This is a genomic window from Paenibacillus turpanensis (assembly GCF_011421635.1).
GTDB classification, from domain to species: Bacteria; Bacillota; Bacilli; order Paenibacillales; family YIM-B00363; genus Paenibacillus_AK; species Paenibacillus_AK turpanensis.
The window spans coordinates 12,892-35,393 of sequence record NZ_WTLI01000021.1; the positions used below are offsets into that span (position 1 = coordinate 12,892).

At 53.5% G+C, this 22,502-nt stretch carries 13 protein-coding genes; 10 read left to right on the forward strand and 3 right to left on the reverse strand.

Going from position 1 to position 22,502, the window contains the following annotated elements:
* The first annotated feature begins 42 nt into the window (after nucleotides 1–42).
* The 5 genes from GQS10_RS18020 to GQS10_RS18040 are packed head-to-tail and all read left to right on the forward strand — an operon-like array spanning nucleotide 43 to nucleotide 5,744.
* Entirely contained in the window at nucleotides 43–1,104 is a 1,062-nt protein-coding gene (locus GQS10_RS18020; protein ID WP_166244793.1) for a protein-glutamate methylesterase/protein-glutamine glutaminase, read from the forward strand.
* Complete coding sequence (locus GQS10_RS18025; RefSeq protein ID WP_166244795.1) at nucleotides 1,094–1,687, forward strand: HEAT repeat domain-containing protein; 594 nt, start codon at nucleotides 1,094–1,096, stop codon at nucleotides 1,685–1,687. Before GQS10_RS18020 ends, GQS10_RS18025 begins: the two co-directional genes overlap by 11 nt.
* Entirely contained in the window at nucleotides 1,684–2,514 is an 831-nt protein-coding gene (locus GQS10_RS18030) for a CheR family methyltransferase (protein ID WP_166244797.1), read from the forward strand. Before GQS10_RS18025 ends, GQS10_RS18030 begins: the two co-directional genes overlap by 4 nt.
* A 6-nt stretch (nucleotides 2,515–2,520) precedes the next feature.
* Nucleotides 2,521–2,913: a response regulator gene (locus tag GQS10_RS18035; protein ID WP_166244800.1), complete on the forward strand. Its 393-nt coding sequence runs from the start codon at nucleotides 2,521–2,523 to the stop codon at nucleotides 2,911–2,913.
* Complete coding sequence (locus GQS10_RS18040) at nucleotides 2,910–5,744, forward strand: chemotaxis protein CheA (RefSeq protein ID WP_166244802.1); 2,835 nt, start codon at nucleotides 2,910–2,912, stop codon at nucleotides 5,742–5,744. The genes GQS10_RS18035 and GQS10_RS18040 overlap by 4 nt, the downstream gene beginning before the upstream one ends.
* Nucleotides 5,745–5,959: 215 nt before the next feature.
* On the opposite strand, the gene GQS10_RS18045 is transcribed toward GQS10_RS18040, so the two are convergent.
* Both GQS10_RS18045 and GQS10_RS18050 read right to left on the reverse strand, forming a co-directional pair.
* The gene (locus GQS10_RS18045; RefSeq protein WP_166244804.1) at nucleotides 5,960–7,489 is read right to left on the reverse strand and encodes a sensor histidine kinase; all 1,530 of its coding nucleotides are present in this window, start codon (nucleotides 7,487–7,489) and stop codon (nucleotides 5,960–5,962) included.
* Entirely contained in the window at nucleotides 7,486–8,172 is a 687-nt protein-coding gene (locus GQS10_RS18050; RefSeq protein WP_166244806.1) for a response regulator transcription factor, read from the reverse strand. The genes GQS10_RS18045 and GQS10_RS18050 overlap by 4 nt, the downstream gene beginning before the upstream one ends.
* 304 nt (nucleotides 8,173–8,476) lie before the next feature.
* On the opposite strand from GQS10_RS18050, the gene GQS10_RS18055 reads away from it, so the two are divergent.
* Nucleotides 8,477–9,001 (forward strand): DUF5381 family protein, encoded by a 525-nt coding sequence (locus tag GQS10_RS18055; protein ID WP_166244808.1) that lies wholly within the window; start codon nucleotides 8,477–8,479, stop codon nucleotides 8,999–9,001.
* Between the two features lie 200 nt (nucleotides 9,002–9,201).
* Entirely contained in the window at nucleotides 9,202–10,395 is a 1,194-nt protein-coding gene (locus tag GQS10_RS18060; RefSeq protein ID WP_424991803.1) for a chromate transporter, read from the forward strand.
* A 78-nt stretch (nucleotides 10,396–10,473) separates the two neighbouring features.
* Here GQS10_RS18060 and GQS10_RS18065 read toward each other — a convergent pair whose 3' ends face one another.
* Nucleotides 10,474–10,992: a YiaA/YiaB family inner membrane protein gene (locus GQS10_RS18065; protein ID WP_243735253.1), complete on the reverse strand. Its 519-nt coding sequence runs from the start codon at nucleotides 10,990–10,992 to the stop codon at nucleotides 10,474–10,476.
* A gap of 249 nt (nucleotides 10,993–11,241) precedes the next feature.
* On the opposite strand from GQS10_RS18065, the gene GQS10_RS23715 reads away from it, so the two are divergent.
* The 3 genes from GQS10_RS23715 to GQS10_RS23565 all read left to right on the forward strand — a co-directional run bounded on the left by GQS10_RS23715 (nucleotide 11,242) and on the right by GQS10_RS23565 (nucleotide 22,492).
* On the forward strand, nucleotides 11,242–13,701 hold the full coding sequence (locus GQS10_RS23715; RefSeq protein WP_166244812.1) for a helix-turn-helix domain-containing protein: 2,460 nt from the start codon (nucleotides 11,242–11,244) through the stop codon (nucleotides 13,699–13,701).
* A gap of 1 nt (nucleotide 13,702) precedes the next feature.
* On the forward strand, nucleotides 13,703–15,394 hold the full coding sequence (locus GQS10_RS18075) for an extracellular solute-binding protein (protein ID WP_166244814.1): 1,692 nt from the start codon (nucleotides 13,703–13,705) through the stop codon (nucleotides 15,392–15,394).
* Nucleotides 15,395–15,661: 267 nt separating this feature from the next.
* A complete protein-coding gene (locus tag GQS10_RS23565) occupies nucleotides 15,662–22,492 on the forward strand; it encodes a pectinesterase family protein (RefSeq protein ID WP_166244816.1) in 6,831 nt (2,276 codons plus the stop codon).
* The last annotated feature ends 10 nt before the right edge of the window (nucleotides 22,493–22,502 follow it).

Genomic DNA, 22,502 nt, shown 5'->3' on the forward strand with positions numbered 1-22,502 from the left:
TACTTATAGAGTTGAACGAAGAAGAAGGTCAGGATGATGGAGATGAACCGCAAAATCAGGTTGCTTGTTGTCGACGATTCTGCGTTGATGAGGCAGCAGCTGCTTTCGAGTCTGTCGCGCGACCCTAGGATCGAAGTGATTGGCATGGCCAGGGACGGGCGGGAAGGAGTCGAAAAGGCAATTCAGCTGCGCCCGGACGTGGTAACTATGGATATTCATATGCCGACGATGGACGGGATTACAGCACTGCAATATTTGATGGAGCTTGCGCCATGTCCGGTCATCATCTTGTCGGCATATTCCCGAAAAGGGGCGCTGGTGACATTCGAGGCGCTGGAGCTGGGCGCGTTTGACTACGTCACGAAGCCGGAGGTGCTGGGCAGTGCCGAGATGGATGCAATGATCCAAAAGCTGACGGACCGCATTATAGCTGCGGGTACAAGCAAGAAGACGGAGCTTCAGCTGGGAGTTGCTCCGGAGAGACAAGGAGCGGATCACAAATCCGGATATGGCTTTGAGCATGTGGTCATCATCGGCGCGTCTACGGGAGGTCCTCGAACGATCATGGATATTTTGCAGCATATTCCGGAGGACTTTCCCGCACCGTTGTTTTTAGTCCAGCATATGCCCCCCGTGTTTACGGCTTCCTTTGCGGAAAGGCTGAATGAACGGTTTCAAATTCGGGTAGTGGAAGCCGCTCACCGGATGACGGTGGAGCCGGGAACGCTTTATGTGGCGCCGGGCGGCAAGCATATGTTCATCGAAAAAACACTCGGCAAGCAGCAGCTGCGAATCGCGATTCGTTCTCATCCGAAGGAAAGCGTGTTTAAGCCGTCGGTGGACGTTTCAATGAATTCGCTGGCGGAGCAGCTTCCGTCATCGATGATTATATCCGTGCTGCTAACCGGCATCGGATCGGACGGAGCGCAGGGAATGGTGAAAATTCGTAAAAACGGAGGATTGACGATAGCCGAATCGGAGGAAACGGCGGTTGTATACGGCATGCCGAGAGCGGCTGTCGAACAGGGAGGAGCGAGGCTTGTGCTCCCATCCTACCAGATCGGCAAAGTCATCGTGAACGAGGTGCTGGGTTATGGACTATAAACAATTCCGTTTTTACTGTCAAACAGGAAACCTGGGTATGATTCGGGATTTCTTTCAAGATATTTCACATGAAGAGAAGGAGCAGTATTTATGTAATGTGCTGCAGACGCCTTTGCGTTCTGATGTCCTTGAATATTTGGGGACGGAAATCACACGGCTGCCGCCTGAGAAAGGGACGGCGATTCTAATCGAACTGTTTTACTCGGAAGAAGCTGCGGCACGAAACCTAGCGGTCGAGCTGTTTCCGGTCTTTGGGAGAACATCTTTGAAGGTGCTGCAAAATCACTTGAACGATATGGACCCGGATGTACGCTTATTTGTCGTTCAATCGTTATCGGGGCTGCCCTTCAAGGATGAAGTGAATGAGCTGTTATCCAAGCATCTTCCTATTGAAAAGGAATTAAACATCATTGTGGCCATCATTGAGGCCTTGGGGGATTTGGGAGGCGGCGCCGCCGAGGCGGAGGCCATTCGCAGCGTTACAGATCAGCTTGCCCATCCCTACATTGAATTCGTCGGACAGAGAGCTCTGCGCAGGCTCGGCGATGACCAGCCTGTCCGAGCGGTAGAGGATCAATTATGAATGTCACCCTTTCCTTAGAGCAATTTCACCGATTACGGGATTACATATATCAGAAGACTGGAATTTATTTTCCGGACAGCAAGCTGTATTTCATGGAACGGCGATTAATTCAGCGCTTGGAGGCGCTCGGTATTCAAGATATTAACTATTACTATTCGATGCTGCGGTTCGAAAGCAGCGGGGCGGAGCTGCAGGCCTTTATCGAGGTGTTAACGGTTAATGAGACGTATTTTTTTCGTGAGTTTCATCAGCTGAAATGTTTTGCGGAAGAGGTGCTGCCGGAGCTGATTCGCCGGGAGAAAGGCAATCTGGTGTTTTGGTCGGCCGGCTGCTCCACGGGGGAAGAAGCGTATACGCTGGCGATCATACTTTGTGAGATGCTTCGCCCGGAAAACCTCGCGAGGTGCCGGATTATTGCCACGGATATCGACAATAAGGTGCTTGCCTTTGCCAGAAAAGGCTGCTACGGGGAGCGGTCGACGCGTCATATTCCAGCGCCTTATATCCGCCGGTATTTTGAAGAGGACGGCAATGAGCTGCGGGTGACGGACGAGCTGCGCAGGCTTGTGGAATTCAGGCAGCTGAATTTAATGGAATCGGCCATGATGCGCAAAATGGAACACGTGGACGTTATCTTTTGCCGGAATGTGCTTATTTATTTTGACGATCAATCGCGCAGGCAGGTGGCCTTGGATTTCTACCAATCGATTAAGGACGGGGGATATGTGTTTCTCGGGCACTCCGAATCCATGAGCCGTATCACCTCCATTTTCCAGCTTCGGAAATTCCAACATTCCATTATTTATCAAAAACCGATGGCGAGGTGATGTTCGATGACGGCAAGGTCCAGAGTCTTGATCGTTGAGGATTCGTCGGCGACAAGGGATTATTACCGTGCCTACCTGACCGAAAGGGGCTTTCAGATTTCAGAGGCTTACAACGGATTGGAGGCGCTCGAGAAGCTTGCGGCCCGTTCGTACGATGCGGCAATTGTCGATATTAATATGCCAAAGATGGACGGCTATCAATTTATACGGGAGCTGCGGGGCGGGGAACAAAAGTACAAAATGCCCATAGCGGTCGTGTCCAGTGAAAATAAACCGTCCGATCAACAGCTTGCGTATCAGGCAGGGGCTAATGCTTATCTGGTAAAGCCAGTCAGACCCGAGCAGCTGGAAGCATTAATACGGCTCTTCGGCGTGAAACCGGAGGGGGCGAGACGATGAATGTAAAGCAATCGTTCTTAAACGAAGTCGAGGAATTGCTCAATTCGATTAACGACCATATCTTGATGCTGGAAGAGCAGCCGGAGGATGAGGAAAATGTAAACCATATTTTCCGGGCTGCCCACACGTTAAAGGGATCGGCGAATTTATACGGCTATAGCGGAATCGCAACGCTCACCCATCTTTTGGAGGGCATTCTGGATGAGCTGCGCAGCGGGTCGAGAAGCTTGGAGCCGACGCTGACGGATATATTGCTGGAGTGCTTCGACCAAATTCGGATGATGGCGGGATATATCGAAGCGGGAGCGGAAGATCCGCAGTCGGAGCCGGAGCTGCTGCACCGGTTGAGTCAATACCGTACGCGTCCGGGTTCAGTGACGGTTTCGGGGACGGGCTCGAGTTCCGCGCATGCGGCCATGGATAAGCTGGAGCCGCGGCCTGCGCTTTTCTCTTCGGAACCGAAGGAATGGGTGGAGACGGTAAAGGCGTTTATGGCGGGGGAAAAGGAAAAGGATACCTTCGCCCATCTGTTTCCGCTGTACACCTCACTGGATGGTGCAGGAGTTCAGCCTGAGCGGGGTCAAGTGCGCCAGCTGCGGGCCTTGGCGATGGAGGCCGAGGCGCTGGCGGAATGCCGCATTATGGAAGAAAAAATTGTCGGTCGTTTAAGTGCGATGATCGATAAGCTTATTCGTATGGCGGAGAAGAAGCGGGACCAGGAACAGCTGCTGATGGTATATATGCAGTTTCTTGTGACGATCACGATATTGGAACAGTACTGCGCACGGGAAGAGGACGGTCCGGCGGTCGCGCTGCCCTCATGGTGGGCGGATGTGCTGCAGGCCGTACAGGGAGCTCTGCTCGAATGGGCGCGCGGCGGAAGCCCTGTTGCCATCTCCGATATGGTGCTTGATCTATGGGAGCTTTGCAAACCGGAGGATGCGGCTAAGCAGGAGTTCGGCACGCTGCTTATGCCGGAGGTTGAGGAGTGGAGCGATGGCATGGAAGCGCATGATGCCTCAACCGCGCAGCCGGGCGCACGGGCTCAGCGGTCTGCATTCGCAGCTGAGCCGGAAATTGCTGCGGGAGTGGCCTGGAGAGCTGCGGATGAAGGAATTGACGAAGCTGCCGGTCGGGCTGTAGTCGAAGCTGCGGATCGATATGCCGGAGCTTCTGTCCCAGAAGCTGCAGTCTATGAAGCTCCGATTGATATGAAGGTGATGGTTGGGCTGGCTAAGCAGCTCATCGTGGAGCAAATTCACTTTCTCGCGCCGAAAGGAAGGCCGCTGATTGAGCGGTGGGAGCTGGCAAAGGAACTATTACTGCAGTGCGCCATGGTGCTTGGAGATGAGACATTACATGCTTTGACGCAGGCGGCTGCGCCGGATATTTACGCTCTTAAGGAGCTGGCGGGCGGCTATTCGGAAGCGAGCGTGGAGGTCGCTACCGAGGCGGGCGGCGGCGCAGAGCCTGCGATCGTACAAGAGAAGCGCACAGAACCCGGGCAGGAGGTCAAGCCGGAGGCTTCGAATGTGCAGCCGAGCAGGGCGCTTGCCAAAGTGGGCGTGCATCCGGCGGAGCGCAGCCCGGTGCCGATCAAGAGCGTGCGGTCGGAGACGGCAGCCGAAACGGAAAAAATCATTCGTGTGGAAACCGGCAAGGTGGAACGGGTCATGGATTTGATTGGAGAGCTAGCGATTGCCAAAAATGCGTTTCCGTTTATGATTCGCAGCATGGTGGAGGATCCGGCGGCTGCGGTTTATGCCCGCGAGCTGAAGGAGCGCTTTGCGATGCTTGATCGGATCACCAAGGAGCTGCAGGACGCGATCGTAGACATCCGGATGCTTCCGGTCGCACATGTATTCAGCAAATTCAATCGCTTCGTCCGGGATATGGCCCGCCAGTCGGGCAAGCAGATTCGCCTTGAGTTTAGAGGAGAGGAAACGACGCTCGATAAGACGCTAGTCGAGGCCTTGTCCGATCCGCTGATCCATTTAATCCGAAATGCCATCGATCATGGCATCGAAGCGCCGGAGGAGCGGACAGCCAGGGGCAAGCCGGCTGAAGGGCTGCTGTGCATCGAGGCATGTCGCGAAGGGAACCGCGTCGTGCTGGAGGTCAGCGATGACGGAGCTGGTATTGACGTCGAGCGGATCCGGGCAAAGCTGCGGGAGAGCGGTCTGGTCGAAGGAGAGCGGCTGGAAAAGCTGGAGCCGCATGAGTTAATCCCGTATATTTTCCGCACGGGCTTTTCAACCGCCGAGGAGGTAACCTCTTTATCGGGACGGGGCATCGGGATGGACGCCGTGCGGACGACGATTGTCCGCCTGCAAGGTGATGTGCAGGTTTTCAGCGAAGCAGGACAAGGCACAAAGGTACGCATCGAGCTGCCGTTAACGCTTTCGATGACGCAGGTGCTGCAGGTAAGCGTCGGCGGCGACCCGTATGGCATCCCGCTGGATCAAATCGAAGAAACGGGCCGGGTGACGGATGCTGATCTGCAAACGATGCAGGGACAGCCTATTTTAATGCTTCGGGACAAAGTATACCCGGTCATTTGCCTGCGCAAGTATTTCGGGCTGGAGAATCGGCAGGATGAGGGGAAACAGTACCTCGTTATTCTGAAAACCGGCTTTGCTTTGAAGGTGGATTCCTTAATTGGACAGCAAGAAGTCGTAGTGAAGCCGCCGCAGGATGGATTCAAGCACTTGCCTTATTTGGCAGGCGCTTCGATTTTGGGCGACGGCACCGTTCTGCTGATCATTAACGGCAATGCGATCTATTTGGAATCTGCAGAGCAGGGGCTGCCTGGCTTTGGTATGGGCATCTGAAATGAATTCAAGCCAATAAAAATCGGCACACCAGTAAGGATGTGCCGATTTTTTCATTTTCGCGTGCGGCCTTCAGCCTTTCCAGCTCACTGCGGGCAAGGCGAGAACGGTTCAATGAAAAAGGCTTCCCTTCCCGCACATGTGGTCTGGAAAGCCGGAAATTCTATATATGCTTGTGCTGCGAGCGGTGCAACCGCCCATCAGCAGGGGCCGCGCTAGCCGACGAGGCTGCTGCGTAAGGGAAGGCGCAGCGTAAACGTACTGCCGGCGCCAACCTTGCTGACCACCTCGATATCGCCGCCGTGGGCCTCGGCGAGCGATTTCGAGATCGAGAGTCCGAGCCCGGAGCCGCCCTGCTTCCGGGTTCGGGAAAAATCGCTGCGATAGAATCGCTCAAACAAATGCGGGAGATGGACCTCCTCGATTCCCGGGCCATTGTCCCCGACTTCGATGAAGGCCTGCCCGCTGTCTTCGCGTACGCGGATGGACAGCACGCCCCGCTCGGGATCGGTATGCTGCACTGCGTTGTGATAAAGGTTCAATATGATTTGCTTCATCTTATCCGGGTCCACTTCCGCCACCAAATCCGTTCCCGCATTCCGATCCAAGACCAGCGTACGGCTGCCGGCAAGCATTCGCAGGTGCGGCTCCATTTCACTGATCAGCTCATTCAGGTGAACGGGACGAATGGATAAGCCGGGAGCATTGTCCAGCTTCGCGAGCATCAGTAGATCCTCGACCAGCCGCTTAATCCGGGTCGATTCCCCATGCATGCTGTTCAGCGCCATATACAGCTGCTCCCGTTTATCGGCTGCGCCGCGAAGCAGTACCTCGAGAAACCCGTGGATCGAGGTGAGCGGCGTCCGCAGCTCATGGGAAGCGTCGGCGATAAATCGCTTCATTTGATTTTTCGCTTCCCGCTCGGCCTCGAACGATTCGGCGAGGCGTCCCAGCATACTGTTGAAGGATTCGGCCAATCGGTCGATTTCCTCTTGGCCTTGCCCGGTGGGAATTCGCTCGTCTAGATTGCCGGCATTCGTTTTCTCCACGGTCTTCACCATGTGCTGCAATGGCCTTAGCGTTTTTCGCAGCACAGGCAAATTCAGCGCCAAGCCGCACGCCAAAGCTACAACGGACAGCGCGATGAAAATGACCAGCTGCTGCAGGACAACCGCTTTCAGGGGAGCGGTCGGTGTTCCAAATTGGATTACTCCGTTTAATCCGCCCGGCCCTCCGTTATGGCGGAATACAACCAATTGCTCGATACCCTGCGCGTTTGAGACGACCCGGTAGGTTACCCCCGAACCACGTCCGGGAGACCGCGGCTGTGCTAAAATATCGGTGTATTCTGCGGCGGAAAGCCGGGGGGATGCCGTGCCGTTATTCGCGCCGGTAATATCGTTAAAGGTGCCGTCCTTCGAAATGAAGGCAAGCGAGGTGTCATCGAGCACCAAGAAGGGCCCGCGATTTTTATTGCCGCCTCCGGGTCCTTCGTTGTTATCCGATCTCCGGTCGGGTCCGAAGCTCAGCCCGGCCTCTTCCATCATTTCCATAGGTGGAAACTTTGCGTTCAATGAAAGCTTATCCGCTTCATTGCGGTACAGAAAGTCTTTCATAAATACATACTGCAAAAAGCCGATCAGCATCAGCAGCACGGCGACAATCAGCAAGGATCTGGCGAGCAGCTGAAAGCGCAGCGAGCGGGGGGTGAGCCAATAAGCGAAGGCCGCCCGAAGCCGCTTCATGACAAGTCCATCCGGTATCCCGCGCCGCGAAGAGTGCGGATCAGCTTATGCTCTTTGTCGCCAAGCTTTTCACGTAAGGAACGGATGTACACCTCCACAATATTTTCCTCTCCTCCAAAATCGTAGCCCCACACAGCATCCAAAATTCTAGCTTTGCTGAGTACAATGCCGTGATTAATGATCAGATAGTGCAGCAGCTCGTATTCCGTTGGGGATAACTCCAAAATTGTATTCAAATGCATAATTTCTCTGCGCCGATCGTCCAGCCGGAACGGGCCGAGTACAACCTCGCCGTACAAGGCGGGGAACTGATTGCGAACCCTTGCCTCAATGCGGGCGAGCAGCTCATCAAAGCTGAAGGGCTTTACTAAATAATCGTCGGCCCCGAGCTTGAGTCCTTTTACCCGATCCTCAACCTCGTCCTTCGCAGTCAGCATGATAATAGAAACATTCGTCGTTTTTTTCTTTAATAGGCGGCACGTTTCAAAGCCATCCATTCCCGGCATCATGACATCAAGCACCACGACATGCGGCTGAAAATCCGTAGCGACCGTAATCGCGGTCATCCCGTCGGGAGCGGTTCGTACCTGATAGCCCTCGCCCGCGAGTCCCATTTCAAGAAATTGTAAAATATGCGGTTCGTCGTCGACTAATAAAATGCGGACGTTTTTTTCGTGGTTCATTAGGATTCCTCCGTACATGTTCTTGTTGTTAGTATAACGTCTATAGCTGAAGGTTTGCTGAAAGAGGACTGAGCCGGTACTGAACCTTTTTCATTGCAAAATCGACAGAAGAAGCAGAGTGTACAGCCGTCTACCTAAAGAAGTGTAACCGAGGGCAAATGTGCCTTACAAGGCGGGAGCCGTCGTAAAGGGAGAATGAGGGGGCTATGGAGGAATATCCCTGTTTGTTGAGGAATAGGTACTACATTACAAGCTGAAATATGGATGCAACGGGGCGCTTGTCCTAAGGATTGGAGGAAACAATATGAACGATAATGAAATACCGGATATCTACAAAGCCACGATTAAACCTACCCCGCAAGGAGCCAAAATGGAATACACGAACTACGGGGCGGGCTGTATGGTGTTCGCAATGGCCCTTCTCTTGGGCGCTTCATTTTTTTGCTTATATATCGCAGCCGAGTCTTCCTTCTTCCGGGCTTTAACTGGAATCCTAATCGGCACCGTAGGAGTTCTTTTTTTCGGCCCGATTGCAGTTAAGCTCGTACTAAGTATTCTAGGGGGCAGGGTTCTCCTGGAATACGACGGGGAGTATCTTGCTGGGAGAAAAGGAGTTAACGTTCGAGCTTCTGAAATCAAACATATGTTAGTGGGCCGGCACTTCCGCAATTTATTTGTCTCGGAGGACTTGGTTGTAAAAACACAGGACGGGAGAGTTCACGTATTTCGGCTGAATAATTTATTATCGATCGATGCGGTTATGTATTTTTGCGACACGTATCTTACTCCAAAATGCGGCGTGAGCCCGGAAAGATCGAAGGTAGCTTAACTGTTAGTATGTTCGTCGTCCCTCAAGAAAGCTCTGTAAATCGTCTAAAGTGACTTTCTTTGCCCTTGCAAAGTACCATCCGGAATCTTCCTCCTTGCACGCAAAAAAATCTCGCATCCATATCTACGCTGTAGTATGCTCAAATGGGGAAAAATCCCATTCGGTACATAAATGATGGTGTAATCGGAGGAGAGGAAGCTGTGAACATAGAGAGTAAGGTCCCGTCCCGTGGACGACGCCTTTGGGAGGTGTTGGGCGTTTCCGCCAAGCTGGGCTTCACTTCGTTTGGAGGACCGGTCGCACACCTCGGATATTTTCATAATGAGTACGTTAAAAAAAGACAGTGGCTGGATGAGCGCACTTACGCCGATTTGGTGGCGCTATGCCAATTTCTCCCCGGACCGGCCAGCAGTCAAGTGGGAATCGGTATCGGGATGATGCGCGCAGGTTTATTAGGGGGCTTATTTGCCTTCCTCGGCTTCACCCTGCCCTCCTTTATCGCCTTAGTGCTGTTCGCCTTGTTCGTGCAGGGTTTTGACGTTGGGCATACGGGCTGGCTTCACGGCTTAAAGGTGGTCGCCGTCGCGATCGTGGCCCATGCCGTGTGGGGGATGGGGCAGAAGCTCACTCCGGATAGAAACCGGGTGACGATCGCGATCGTTTCCGCAGCCACAGCATTGCTCTGGCAAACGGCGCTGACTCAAGTGGTCATCATCGCGGCCGCCGGAATGCTTGGGTTATTGATGTACAAGCAAGCAAAGGCTGCAAGCACGCCTGCTATTCATGTGCCGGTATCTAAGTCCGCCGCTGTGATTAGCCTCATCCTGTTCTTTACGCTGTTGGTTCTGCTTCCGATAGCAAGCGGCTGGGCTTCATCGGGCTGGCTTTCGATGTTTGACAGCTTTTACCGCTCCGGCTCGCTCGTTTTCGGCGGAGGGCATGTCGTGCTGCCGCTGCTCGAAAGAGAGCTTGTCCCGACAGGGTGGGTAACAGAGGAGACTTTTCTAGCCGGATATGGAGCCGCGCAGGCGGTGCCCGGTCCGCTTTTCACCTTTGCTGCGTACCTTGGTGCTGTCATGCACGGATGGACGGGCGCATTGGCTGCGACCGCTGCGATTTTCCTGCCTGCGTTTCTTCTTGTCATCGGCACACTGCCGTTCTGGGACAGCCTCCGCAGGCATCCGAACATTCAAGGCGCGTTGGTTGGCGTTAACGCAGCTGTTGTAGGAATATTGCTCGCTGCGCTCTACGATCCCATCTGGACTAATACGATTTTGTCATCGGTTGATTTTGTGCTGGTCTCCGTATTGTTTATTGCACTCGTCTTTTGGAAGCTGCCGCCATGGATTGTGGTGCTTCTAGGGGCAATCGGAGGAGCCTTAACCGCCCTATAGCCAAAAAACACAAGCTGCGTTCGGATTTCTTGAGCGCGCTTGTGTTTTTTCTTTTGTATCGTGTTGAAGTTAGCCGATTTATTTTACCTGCTCGGGTTCTTTTGCTGCGGTATACGCTTGCGGATTACGCTGGTATTCGATTTCGCCAATGATTTCTTTGTCTTCCGTGTTGTCGCGGATTACTTTCTGTACGCCGATCGCGCTGTAGGAAATGAGCAGAACCACGGCGATGTAGTATCCTTTGATGTTAAGCTCGAACGGGGCATTGTACAGCCCGATGAAAAACATCGCGTAGCCGATAAACAAGCCAAGGTAGGACATGCCAGTAAAGGCCGCCGTGTTGCGCATTTTATGCTTCGGGTTATCCTGGCGCAAAAATTTGTCTTCCGTGTTGTCGCGGGCAACCTTCTGAACCACGATACAGCCCATCGTGATGAGAACGACACAAAGGATGTAGTACCCTTTGACGTTGAGCTGCCAATCGGCATTATAAACGCCAATGCCGAATAAGAATAGTCCTGCTGCTAAGGCAAAATAAGAGACAGCGGTAAAAGCCGGGGTGTTTCTTCTTTGGTATTGTTGTGGAATCATATTCATATGCGTTCAGCCTCCTGAAAACTTGTTATGGTGTCGCTTTAGCTACTTTTTATTTTACTGATGTTCCGATTTCATAAAAGTACCAACTTTTTTTAGTACCAGGTGTTATGTCCTGGTGGACAGAGGTGAGCCACAAATCTTTCATCATCCCGCCTTCACTTTTTTACGTCATGAAGCGTAACGCTCTCTTCGAAATTCGTTTTGTGCTAGAATAATAGAACGATCACGAGTTGCACGGAGGGGAAACGAGTGAAGGGGCGTTCGATTTCATACTATGTCAGGCTCGTTATGTTTTGTTTTGCCATCACTTCGTTACCGGTTATTTTACTGGGGATATTTTCGTATGCGCATTCATCGGGCGTTGTTCAAAATAATGTAAATGCGCAAAAGGCGCTCAGCCTCGCTCAAATTCAGACGAATATTGAGCAGGTGCTAAAAACCGTTGACCAGTCGGCTACGCATTTTTTGAGCTCGCATATGGTGCGGTCGGCCTTAAACGAGCCCTTACATCCAACGCAATTTACACTTGTCAATCAGCTGAAATCGGAGCTGAATTTTTTGCAGCGGCTGGACACGGGCATTTCGGATATTACGCTGCTCAGCACTGCGGGCCAATGGATGATGGACAATCGCGGGCTGTACCGTTTGGACGATGCTGAGCTAACCCGGACCTACGCTGATTTTATGCAGGATCCTGCGGTTTCGCATTGGGAGATCCGTGTGTCTGAAGAAGACGAGACTCTTCCCGATCAGTCGGGTTCGCTTGGGGAAGCGGGTGCTGCGGCCGGTCCGGGCCGGGAGGAAGACGTCAGGTCGGGGGCTGAAGAAAGCGGCCAAGCAATACCAGGCACGGGAAGGGCCGCAGGGACAGCCACACGCTACGCTGAAGGCGCGAATACAGGAGGCTGCGCCCAACAGCTGCAGCTGATTAAGAAGCTTCCGTTAACCGCCTTTCAGCCGATCGGGCTGGCGGTAATTACGATCCCGGCCTGCACGCTGGGCGAAAAGCTTTCGTTCGATGCAAGCCAGGAAGCCTTGCTTATTTTGGATGATCGGCAGCAGCAGGTTTGGACGCAGGGGCTCGCTATTCGCGACACAGAAACCATCGGCCAGTCACTGGCGATGCGTAGTGCTCCGGCCAGTCAGCTGTCGCTTGCGCTGGATGGGCAGGAGCACATCGTGACGTACCGCAAGTCCGATTACAACGGCTGGACGTATATTTCGGTGATTCCGCAGGCGCATTTAAATGAGCAGTCGCATGGGATCGGCTGGTACACGCTGTGGATTTGCTTGGCGCTGCTGGCGCTGTTTATTGTGCTGTCATGGATGTGGTCGAAACGAATGTACCGGCCGATCGATTTACTGTACCGGGACGTGGTGGGAACCGCGGAAGGGCAGCCGCCGGTACGAGGGGGCGACGAGCTTTCGGCCATCGGCGAGAAGGTAAATACCCTGTTCCGTACCCAGCGGGAGCTGAAGCATCAGCTTCACGGGCATTTGGAACAGCTGAAAACCTTTTTTATGATCAAAATGGTGCTCGGCGGCATCAAGGAAGAGGAAATCGTCGAAGGCTTGGATACGTTCGATATGCGTCACGATTTTCGTTCCTTTGGGGTCATGTCCGCCCGAATTGAGCTGGAGAATACACGATTTGAGTCGAAGGATTACGATCTGCTCATGTTCGCCGTGAATAATATGATTGCGGAGCTGCTGCCCGAGGAAAAGCGGCTGCAGCCCATTCTCATCAGCCGGACACAGGTAACGGTGGTGACGTCGGATTCGGACGGAGCGGAGCCGTTTCGTCAGGAGCTGTTTTCCTTGGCGAAGCGGGTTCAGGACAAGGTTGACGAATACCTAGGGATCCCGGTATACATCGGCGTCAGCTTGACGTATCGGAAGCTTACGGAGATTCCAAGGGCGTACGAGGAGTCGCTGGAAGCGCTGCGCGCCCAGAAGCGCTTTGGCGGGCAGACGATTCTTGATTTTGCCGATTTGGGCGAAAACCATACGCTGCAGTATGCTTATCCGATTGCACTGCAAACGGAGCTGATCGACGCGATCAAGCTGGTGGATAAAGAACGTACAGAGCTGCTGGTAGGGCAGTTCGTCGGGGAGATCAGCAGCAACGCGAGCAGTCCCCATGATCAGCAGTTTCACGCGGTCCGGCTGCTGATGAATTTACTGAATGTCGCACACAGCTATGAAGTTCAGGCGCTTACGATGAGCCGGCAGCAGTCATTATTTGACGAGCTCTTTCAGCTGGATATCGGGTCGGACGGGGAACGCTGGCTGCTGCAAATGCTGGTTGAGCCGATTCTTGCCGGGATCGAGGAACGGACGGAAAACCGCCATTTGCAAGTGTCGCGAGAGCTGGTTCAGATTATCCACAATGAATTTGAAACGGATTTGTCGATCGAGCTGTGCGCGGAACGGCTGCATTATAACCCTAGCTATTTGAGCACGGTATTCCGAAAAAGCATGAATGTTCCGTTCAGTACGTATCTTGCCCAGCACCGCCTTCAGGTAGCGAAGAAATGGCTCGTCGAGACGGACATGTCCGTCAAAGAAATATCCGAGAGGCTGCGTTATAACAATCCGCAAAATTTTATTCGTTCTTTTCGGAAGCAGGAAGGCGTTCCGCCTGGCAAATACCGCGAGCTTCAAACGGGAGAGCAGCGCGACGGTACATCGACGGCAGAGGGGGAGTAGCATGAACAGCGTACATCAGGCGAAAAGGGAGATCGCGGGGGGTCGTGGGAATAAGGGTAGAGGCCTGTTAGGTTGGGGCGGCTTGCGCTTCTACAGCGTGAAAAGCAAACCCGATGAGAGATGGAGGGCCGGCCGAGCAGGGCGAGCGGTGACGGAACCGGCTTCTGTCAGCAGGAGAGGTGCCACACTCTTAAGTCTTGTTGTCGCTGCGGCGCTGGTTTCCGCTGGCTGTGTAAGTGAGAGCAGTAAGGCACCAGCTCAGGAGCCGAAGACGAATCAATCGTCGGACGCGGCGAAGGACATTTCCATGATGCTCATCCTCTACAGTGAGCAGCCCCCGTCCGATCTAATCGAGCGTACGTTAGAGGAGAAAACGGGGACGCAGCTGACCTTGAACTGGGTTCCCGATAATGTGTACTCCGATAAGCAGATGTCGTCGTTTGCTGCCGGTAGGCTGCCGAAGGTGATTCAAGTCAAATCCGTTGACTTGGGCAAGCCGACGATTGTCAATGCGGTTCGCTCCGGGTTGTTCTGGGAAATCGGGCCCTATTTGAAGGAATTCCCGCATATCAGCAAATTTATGAATCGCACGATTATGGACAATGGAGCCTACTTCGGGAAGTATTACGGCTTGTATTGGGAGCTGCCGATGTCCCGGCAGGGCATTCAGTACCGGAAGGACTGGCTGCTGAATCTTGGCCTGCAGGAGCCGAAAACGATTGAGGATCTATACCGTGTTTTGAAAGCGTTCACGTATGAGGATCCCGATCGCAACGGAAAGCACGATACGTACGGCTTGGTGGACCGCAACGATTTGGTTTACGGCGCTTTTAAAAATATCGCCTCCTATTTTGGTACCCCAAACAATTGGGGGTTGCAGGACGGGGCCCTCGTGCCCGACTTCATGACCCCGGAATATCGCGAAGCAATGAAATTCATGAAGCGGCTTTATAATGAAAAGCTCATTAACCCGGACTTCTCCGTGATCAGCAAAATCCAGCAGGAGGAGCGTTTTGCGGCAGGCGAAGCGGGAATGATGATTTCAAACCTGCTGGCAAGCTCCACGATCGAACGGATCAAGAAGCTTCATCCGAATGCAGAGGTTGATATTTTGAACCGGATCAGCGGACCGACGGGCGACCATATTTGGGGAGGCACCGGCTTGGGCGGGCTGTACCTTTTTCCCAAGACAAGCATCAAAACGGAAGAGGAGCTGCGCAGTGTTCTCTGGTTTTTTGACCAGCTGCTGACGGAGGATATGAACAACTTAATTACTTACGGGATCGAAGGGCGGCATTATGTTCGAACACCGGACGGAGCGGCGAAGGTAACTCCCGATACGCGCGAGCTGCGCGAGCAGGAGACGGAAGATTACAATACGGCTTTCCGTACATTTGATATCCGATATTTGAAGCAGGGCAGCATTAACGAGATGCAGCAAAAAATTATTCGGTTGATTGCCGATAATCAAATGATCGTTGTCCATGATCCGGCTGCCGGACTCAACCCGCCGACACGGGCGGAGAAGGGAGCGGAGCTTGGGGCGATCATCACCGAGGCGACGTATCATTTTATTTTAGGAACGATTGATGAAGAAGGGTTTACCCGACAGGTGGAAAAATGGCGGGCAAGCGGCGGCGATCAGATGATCGCGGAAATGAACGAGGCCTATCAAGAGGCGAAGCGGAACTAAGCAGGCGTAAAGTGTCATTTCATTGGAACCCTGCGGATTATCGATAATTTGGCTTTAGAAGGGGTGTCACGGCGGCGTGGCGCTCTTTTTTATAAAGGTGAGGAAAAGTGGAAAATCCTATGCTCGAGATTTCAGCGGTCGGGGGTATCACGATAGATCAAAAGAGATGATTATAGCGGCAGCCGCAAGCTCCCTACATAATGGGTAGTGGTTGCACACACGTGTGCAAATTCCATTATCGACATGGGTTAGGGGGAAGAAGACACGATGATGAAAGCGTTACGCATTGCATTGTGCCTGCTGCTGCTGGCATCTTATGCTCCTTTACTGGGGACGCCGGTTGTACAGGCCTCATCCGGGCTGCCGGAGGGCTGGCATAATATCGAGTATAACGGGAGCGGCGGCTCTACCGTGTTTGACAGCGATACGGGAGTCTTTACGCTGCAAACATCGGGAGCGGGTATCACCAATCAATCCGCGACGGCGGAGCAGTTTCAATATGCTTACACGCCGATCAACGGGAATTTTACATTAATCGCAAGGCTGGATTCATTTCCCTATGCGAGCGGAGCACAGGCAGGGATTTTGCTGCGCAGCACGCTAAATGAAGGAAGCTCCTTCTTGTACGGATATTTATATGGGACGGGCAACAAGTATCAGCCATATGTCACCACGAAATCCGTAACCGGGGGCTCAGCAGGGAATTCGGGCTATTCGACAAGCTACGAGGCGGGAACGGTTCCCGAGTATATGCGGATGCGTAAGCAGTGGAATTCCGCAGGAAAAGCAGATGTGTATTATGATTTAGGCACATCGGACGGAACGAACATTACATGGACGAAGATCAACGGCAAGTCGATTCAGGATCCGGGCATTGTTACTGCGGATACCACCATGTATGTCGGTTTGGCGGTCGGTAAGGCAGCCACAGCGACGTTCGATCAGGTAACGCTGGTGAACGCGTACACAAGCTCGATGACGACGCCAGTGTCGGAGCTGACCACGACGCCAAGCTACTTCCGCCCATCGGTCCCGGCCATTTCAACGCCGGCCGGCGTAGAAGCGTTTCCTGGCAATGCAAAGGTGGATGTATCCTGGAATACGGTAACCGGCGCAACGTATTACAACGTAAAGCGCAGCTTGAATGCTGGCGGTGCGTATACGGCAATCGCAGAAAAGCTGGCGGTTGATCCGAGCGTGAAGACGGTTACGTATACCGATACAGAGGTCACGAACGGAACATCCTATTATTATGTTGTAACCGCTTCCGATTACTCCGGAGAAAGCGCGCCTTCCGTGGAAGTCAGTGCGAAGCCGGCTGCGGCCATTCTGCCGTCCGTTCCGACGGATGTGAAGGCGTATGCGGAAGACGGAAAAATGAAAATCGTTTGGAGCAGTGCCAACGAAGCCGACTCTTACCATGTGAAGCGCAAAGCTTCGGGGAGTGATGCTTACACCGTTGTCGCTTCCCATGTGACAAGCACAAGCTACGTCGATACGGATGTGACCAACGGCACGACATACACCTATGTTGTCAGCGCGGTAAACACGGTAGGGGAAAGCGCAGACTCCAGCGCGGTTTCTGGCATGCCGAAGGCTTATATTTTGTACGATGATTTTGAAAGCAGAGAGCTTGGCGTGATTCCGCCGGGATACAGCTCGCTTTTGGAACAATCGGAGATTAACAATATTACGGTCATCAACACGCGGGATGAGGCTTCCCGAACAAACAGCTGGTATGTGCCTAACGAGGCGCCTCCTGCAGTCAATATTTCACCTGAAATTGCAGGAAACACGACGAATGTGCTGTGGGTGAACGACAACGCGAACAGCGGACGCCGCGGCAGCATGGTTTATAAATTTGCGCCGGTGTCCGGCGCGAAGGGGATTACGGCCCAGCTCGATTTTATGCAGCCGAAGGTCATCGGTGATTCGTACGTGCTGGAACTGGTGGACAGCAGCGGCAAGCTCGCGCTTTCCTACAATGTGAATTCTTCACCGGTAAAAATCGATGGGAACAAATGGTACACGATCAAGTATGTGGCCGATGTGGGTGCAAATACGGCTGGCTTATATGTGAACGGCGAGTACCAGGGCAACGTGAAGTTCTCCAATCCGGTGACCGACATTGCCGGCATTCAAGCAAGAACCGCTGGATCGTCGCTGGGCATGATGTACATTGATAACGTGTACGTTTATGAGCAGCATGTGACGACCCCGCAGGATCTAACTGGAGAAGGTGCGGACCGCCGCGTGGAGCTGACTTGGGATGCGGCAAGCGGCGTGGACTCTTACAAGGTGTACCGCAGCGAAACGGCCGGAGGGCCTTACACGCAAGTGGCAGCGGGAGTCGCGACGAACAGCTACTTGGATACGACAGGTCTTGAAAATAATAAGTGGTACTATTACACAGTTACAGCCGTAGGAGCGAACGGAGAGAGCGAGGCTTCCAACGAAGCCGCTGCCCTCCCGAACGATGTTCCTCCGCCGTCGGCTGAAATTCAAAACTTTAAGGCCGTCATCCGCGACAGCCAGCTTACGCTGACTTGGGATGCTGTCGAGGGAGCGAGCTTCTATACGCTGCAAAGAGGAACGACGGCAAACGGCCCATTCCTGCCGCTGCTGCAGGGCGAGTCGGAGAAGCTGACGGAAACCTCTTACCTCGATACGAAATTAACGAATGGCGTAGAGTACTATTATGTACTGACTGCGGGCAACGTTGGCGGACTAGGCTCCTCCAAGCTGCTGGAAAAGGTGTCGCCGGCTCCGGCTTTAGCTGCTCCGGTACTGGTCACGGCCGAACCGGCAAATCACGAGGTCGAGCTGCAGTGGACCGCAGTGTCGAAGGCGGAGAAGTACACCATTCATAGAGGAGTGGTGAACGGCGGTCCTTACGAGGTCATCGGTGAGACGGCCGAAACCGGCTATACCGATGCGACAGCAGTGAATGGCAAGGCTTATTACTATGTGGTCACTGCGGTAGATGGTACGCAAACCAGCATGATTTCCAACCAGCTGAAAGCGAAGCCTTACCAGCCGGCTGCCGGGGCGCCTTCGCGTCCAGTGGGCCTCAAAGGAACGGCCCATGAAGGAAGCGTAGGGCTGGCTTGGGAAGCGGCGGAAGGTGCCGAGTCCTACCATGTGAAAAGAGCTGTGGAAATAGACGGTCAATACACATCGATCGGCAGCACGGCTGAAACCACATTTACGGATACATCGGTAACGAACGGAACGACGTATTATTACACCGTCTCCGCGGTGAATTCGAGCGGTGAAAGCGCGGACTCAAGTGAAGTCGCAGCGCTTCCTGCGAAGGTGCTTACGGTTGATGCGAACGCAGCTGCGGACGGCGTCAAAGTGTTCAACACCGTACAGAGTGCGGTAAACGCGGTTCCTGCGAACAATACGGAACGCATCGTCATTTATATTGCGCCTGGAACGTATCAGGAAAAGCTGACGATTGATCGTCCTTATGTAAGCTTGGTGGGCGCGGGAATGGATCAGACGCTCCTTACTTACGGCGATTATGCCGGTACTTCCGCAACCCAAGGCAAGCCGGGGCACACGGGGAATACGTTCCTGAGCCAATCGGTTGCCGTGACCGCGGATCACTTTACAGCATCCAATCTTACGATTGAAAACAGCTCCGGTCCGCGTAAAGACGTAGCACAGGCAGTAGCGCTGCTGCTTCGCACCGACAAGGCCGTTTTTGAATCGGTGAGACTGAAGGGCTACCAGGATACACTGTATAACGGAGCGAACTCTGCCGGCCAAGGCCGTCATTATTTCCGTGACAGCATCATTGAGGGAGACGTCGATTTTATTTTCGGTGAAGCTCCTGCTGTAGTCATGGAAAATGTAAAGCTGGTGCTTGTAAGCCACACGGGCGGCGGCGGACATATTACCGCAGGTGCGCAGCGAAATATTACGGATAAAGGCTATGTGTTCCTAAACTCACAAATCGTAGATGATGCTTCTGCACAAGGCACATATGATTTGGGCCGGGCATGGAAGGATTATGCACGGGTAAGCTTTATCAACACCTTGATCGACTCGAACAATTTCCTGGAAAGCGGCTGGTCGACATCATGTGCAGGCAGCTGTAAAGAAAGCTTCTTCTTTGAGTACAACAGCTACGGTCCGGGCGCGAATGCGGCTGCACGCGAGGTTTCGACGCAGCTTACCGGAGCGGAGGCGAGTGTAACGGTTCCGCAGCTTTTCGACGGCTGGGACCCATCCGTTCCGGTGAATCTGCCGATGGAGAACACAGTGCCGACGGTCAGCGTCGCATCCTCCAGCTTCGACAAGTATGAGCCGAATCAAGCGGATATTAACGTCACGCTTCAGCTCAACGGACATTCGCTGACAAGCATTACGAATGGGGCAGCCGAACTTGGCACCTCCGATTACACATTGAATGGAAATGTAGTTACGATTCATAAGTCTTACCTTGCGCAGTTTGAGGTAGGCAAGGTGACGCTGAACTTTGTATTCGGCGGCATAACGGTTCCGGTAACGATCACGATTACGAACAGCGACAGCTCCGAAATCGGCAAGCAGGTGCTGGGATCGAAGGATGGCTGGGGCGCGTACTCCACAGGCACAACTGGCGGATCGACTGCAGCGGCAGCGCAAATCTTTACGGTATCGAGCCGCAGCGAGCTGATCGAGGCGTTGGGCGGAGACAACACGAAGAACGCAAGTAATTCGACGCCGAAAATTATTTACGTAAATGGCACCATCGATATGAACGTGGATGAAAACGACCAGCCGGTTGGAACGGAATATTTCCAAGCTGACGGTTATGACTTTGATCAATATTTGGCCGCCTATGACCCTTCGGTTTGGGGAATGGATGAGGTTCCTTCCGGTCCGCTGGAGAATGCTCGGGCTGCTTCCTCGAAGAAGCAGGGCGACCATATTAAAATCAACATCGGTTCAAACACGACCCTGGTCGGCCTACCGAATTCCAATGCCAAAATCATCGGCGGTAATTTGATGGTTCAAAATGTGGATAACGTTATTATCCGCAACATTGAGTTTGTCAGTCCGAGAGATTTCTTCCCGCAATGGGATCCAACCGATGGCGATTACGGAAACTGGAACTCGGCGTTTGACACGATCTCGATCAGAGGCGCGACGCATGTTTGGATCGACCATAATACGTTTAGCGATGGAAATTATCCGGACAACAAGAGTCATAAATATTTTGGTCGTCACTATCAGCAGCATGACGGATTGCTCGATATTACGAACGCATCCGATTTAATCACCGTTTCCTATAACTACTTCCATGACCATGACAAAACGACGCTGGTCGGCGGAAGCGACAGCTACGCGGCGGATGAAGGCAAGGAGCGCATTACATTCCACCATAACTATTACCGGAATGTGACTCAGCGGGTGCCTCGCGTACGCTACGGAAAGGTACACTTGTACAACAACCTGTATGAGGGAACCTATAACCATGCAAGCTATCCGTTCAGCTATGCAATGGGTGTAGGCTACAAGTCGGAGATTTATGCGGAAAATAACTATTTTGCACTGGATTCCGGAACGCAGGCATCCGCACTCGTTCAAGTTAGCGACGGAACGATGCTGACGGATCACGGCAACCTGTTAAACGGGGCACCTGTAGATATTTCAGCTGCAGTAAAGTTGACGGATGTCACTTGGACGCCAAGCTTGTACCCAGCCATGGACAGCGCTGCGAATGTACCGAATATCGTTAGAGCCAATGCAGGCTCGGATGGCGCTCGCCCAGCATTCGACGAGGATGACGATGATAACGACGGCGGTTCCAGCAGCGGCGGTACATCGGGAGGCGCTGCAGGAGGAGCTACAGGAGGTGCGGCTGGCGGAACGACAAACGACGGTTCCGGCCGTGCACAGGCTGACCTGAGCGGTGCGGCAGAGGAGAAGGTCGATAACGGTACAATTACCGTAACGATTGACGCATCCAAAGCGGCGAGCCTCATCACGCAAGCGTCCGCTACTACGGAGGTATTCCTTGTGCCGGTGAAAGGCACGGCACAGGCGGTGAAAGTGGTCGTGGAAGCAAAGGTTGTAAAGCAGCTGGCGGATAAGAACGCCGATGCGGTGCTTCGCATTGAAACGGCGAACGGCACGTACAGTCTGCCGGCCGAGGTGCTCGGCTTGCAGGATTACGCACAGCAAATGGGCGTATCGGAAGAAGAGCTTACCGTCACGGTTACCCTGCAAAAGCTGCAAGGAGAGCAGGCGGAACAAGCGGAGGCGTCTGCAGCGAAGCTTGGCGCGAAGCTGGCCGCCGACTTGATGGATTATACGGTAACGGTTCAGTCTCCTGACGGCCAAACCGAAGACATCGGCAGCTTTACTGCTTACGCAGCGCGGACGATTCCATTGAATGGCGAAATTGACCCGAACACGGCGGCAGGGGTAATGTATCATGCGGAAACGCAGACGTATACGCCAGTGCCAACCGTATTCAAGGGCAATGAAGCGACATTCCTGCGCCGCGGTAACAGCATTTACACCGTGATTGAACACGAGCAGGCGAAATCGTTCGATGATCTGTCCAGCCACTGGGCAAAGAACGAAGTGGAGACGCTTGCCAGCAAGCTGATCGTGAACGGCGTATCTGCGGAGCAGTTCGCGCCGGAGAAGCAGGTGACGCGCGCCGAGTTTGCCGCACTTCTAGTGCGGGCGCTTGGCCTGACAGAGCAGGACGCGATTGGCTTTAGCGATATTGAAGCTGGCCAGTGGTACTACGGTGCCGTCGGCGCAGCGAAGAACGCAGGCTTAATCAGCGGCTTCGAAGACGGAACGTTCCGTCCGAATGAGCAAATCACTCGCGAGCAAATGACGGTGATGATCGTCAGAGCGCTGCAGCTTGGCGGTCAAGAGGTAGAAGCCCGTCATCAGCTATTGGAGAAATTCTCCGATGCATCCAGCATCTCGACGTGGTCTAAGGAAGCAGTGGCGCAGCTGCTCTCGGCTGGCATCATTCAAGGCACAAGCGCGACCGAGTTTGCCGCACACGAGCCGGCAACGCGGGCTCAGGCGGCAGTGATGCTCATGCGTACACTGAAAGCACTGAACTTTATCAACGAGTAACGCGTTAGTA

Bases quoted from the DNA above. Each gene is read 5' to 3' on its own strand.
- GQS10_RS18020 (WP_166244793.1), top strand. From the start codon at position 43: ATGAACCGCAAAATCAGGTTGCTTGTTGTCGACGATTCTGCGTTGATG.
- GQS10_RS18040 (WP_166244802.1), top strand. From the start codon at position 2,910: ATGAATGTAAAGCAATCGTTCTTAAACGAAGTCGAGGAATTGCTCAAT.
- GQS10_RS18065 (WP_243735253.1), bottom strand. From the start codon at position 10,992: ATGAATATGATTCCACAACAATACCAAAGAAGAAACACCCCGGCTTTT.
- GQS10_RS18030 (WP_166244797.1), top strand. From the start codon at position 1,684: ATGAATGTCACCCTTTCCTTAGAGCAATTTCACCGATTACGGGATTAC.
- GQS10_RS18025 (WP_166244795.1), top strand. From the start codon at position 1,094: ATGGACTATAAACAATTCCGTTTTTACTGTCAAACAGGAAACCTGGGT.
- GQS10_RS18050 (WP_166244806.1), bottom strand. From the start codon at position 8,172: ATGAACCACGAAAAAAACGTCCGCATTTTATTAGTCGACGACGAACCG.
- GQS10_RS18055 (WP_166244808.1), top strand. From the start codon at position 8,477: ATGAACGATAATGAAATACCGGATATCTACAAAGCCACGATTAAACCT.
- GQS10_RS23565 (WP_166244816.1), top strand. From the start codon at position 15,662: ATGATGAAAGCGTTACGCATTGCATTGTGCCTGCTGCTGCTGGCATCT.
- GQS10_RS18045 (WP_166244804.1), bottom strand. From the start codon at position 7,489: ATGAAGCGGCTTCGGGCGGCCTTCGCTTATTGGCTCACCCCCCGCTCG.
- GQS10_RS18075 (WP_166244814.1), top strand. From the start codon at position 13,703: ATGAACAGCGTACATCAGGCGAAAAGGGAGATCGCGGGGGGTCGTGGG.
- GQS10_RS18035 (WP_166244800.1), top strand. From the start codon at position 2,521: ATGACGGCAAGGTCCAGAGTCTTGATCGTTGAGGATTCGTCGGCGACA.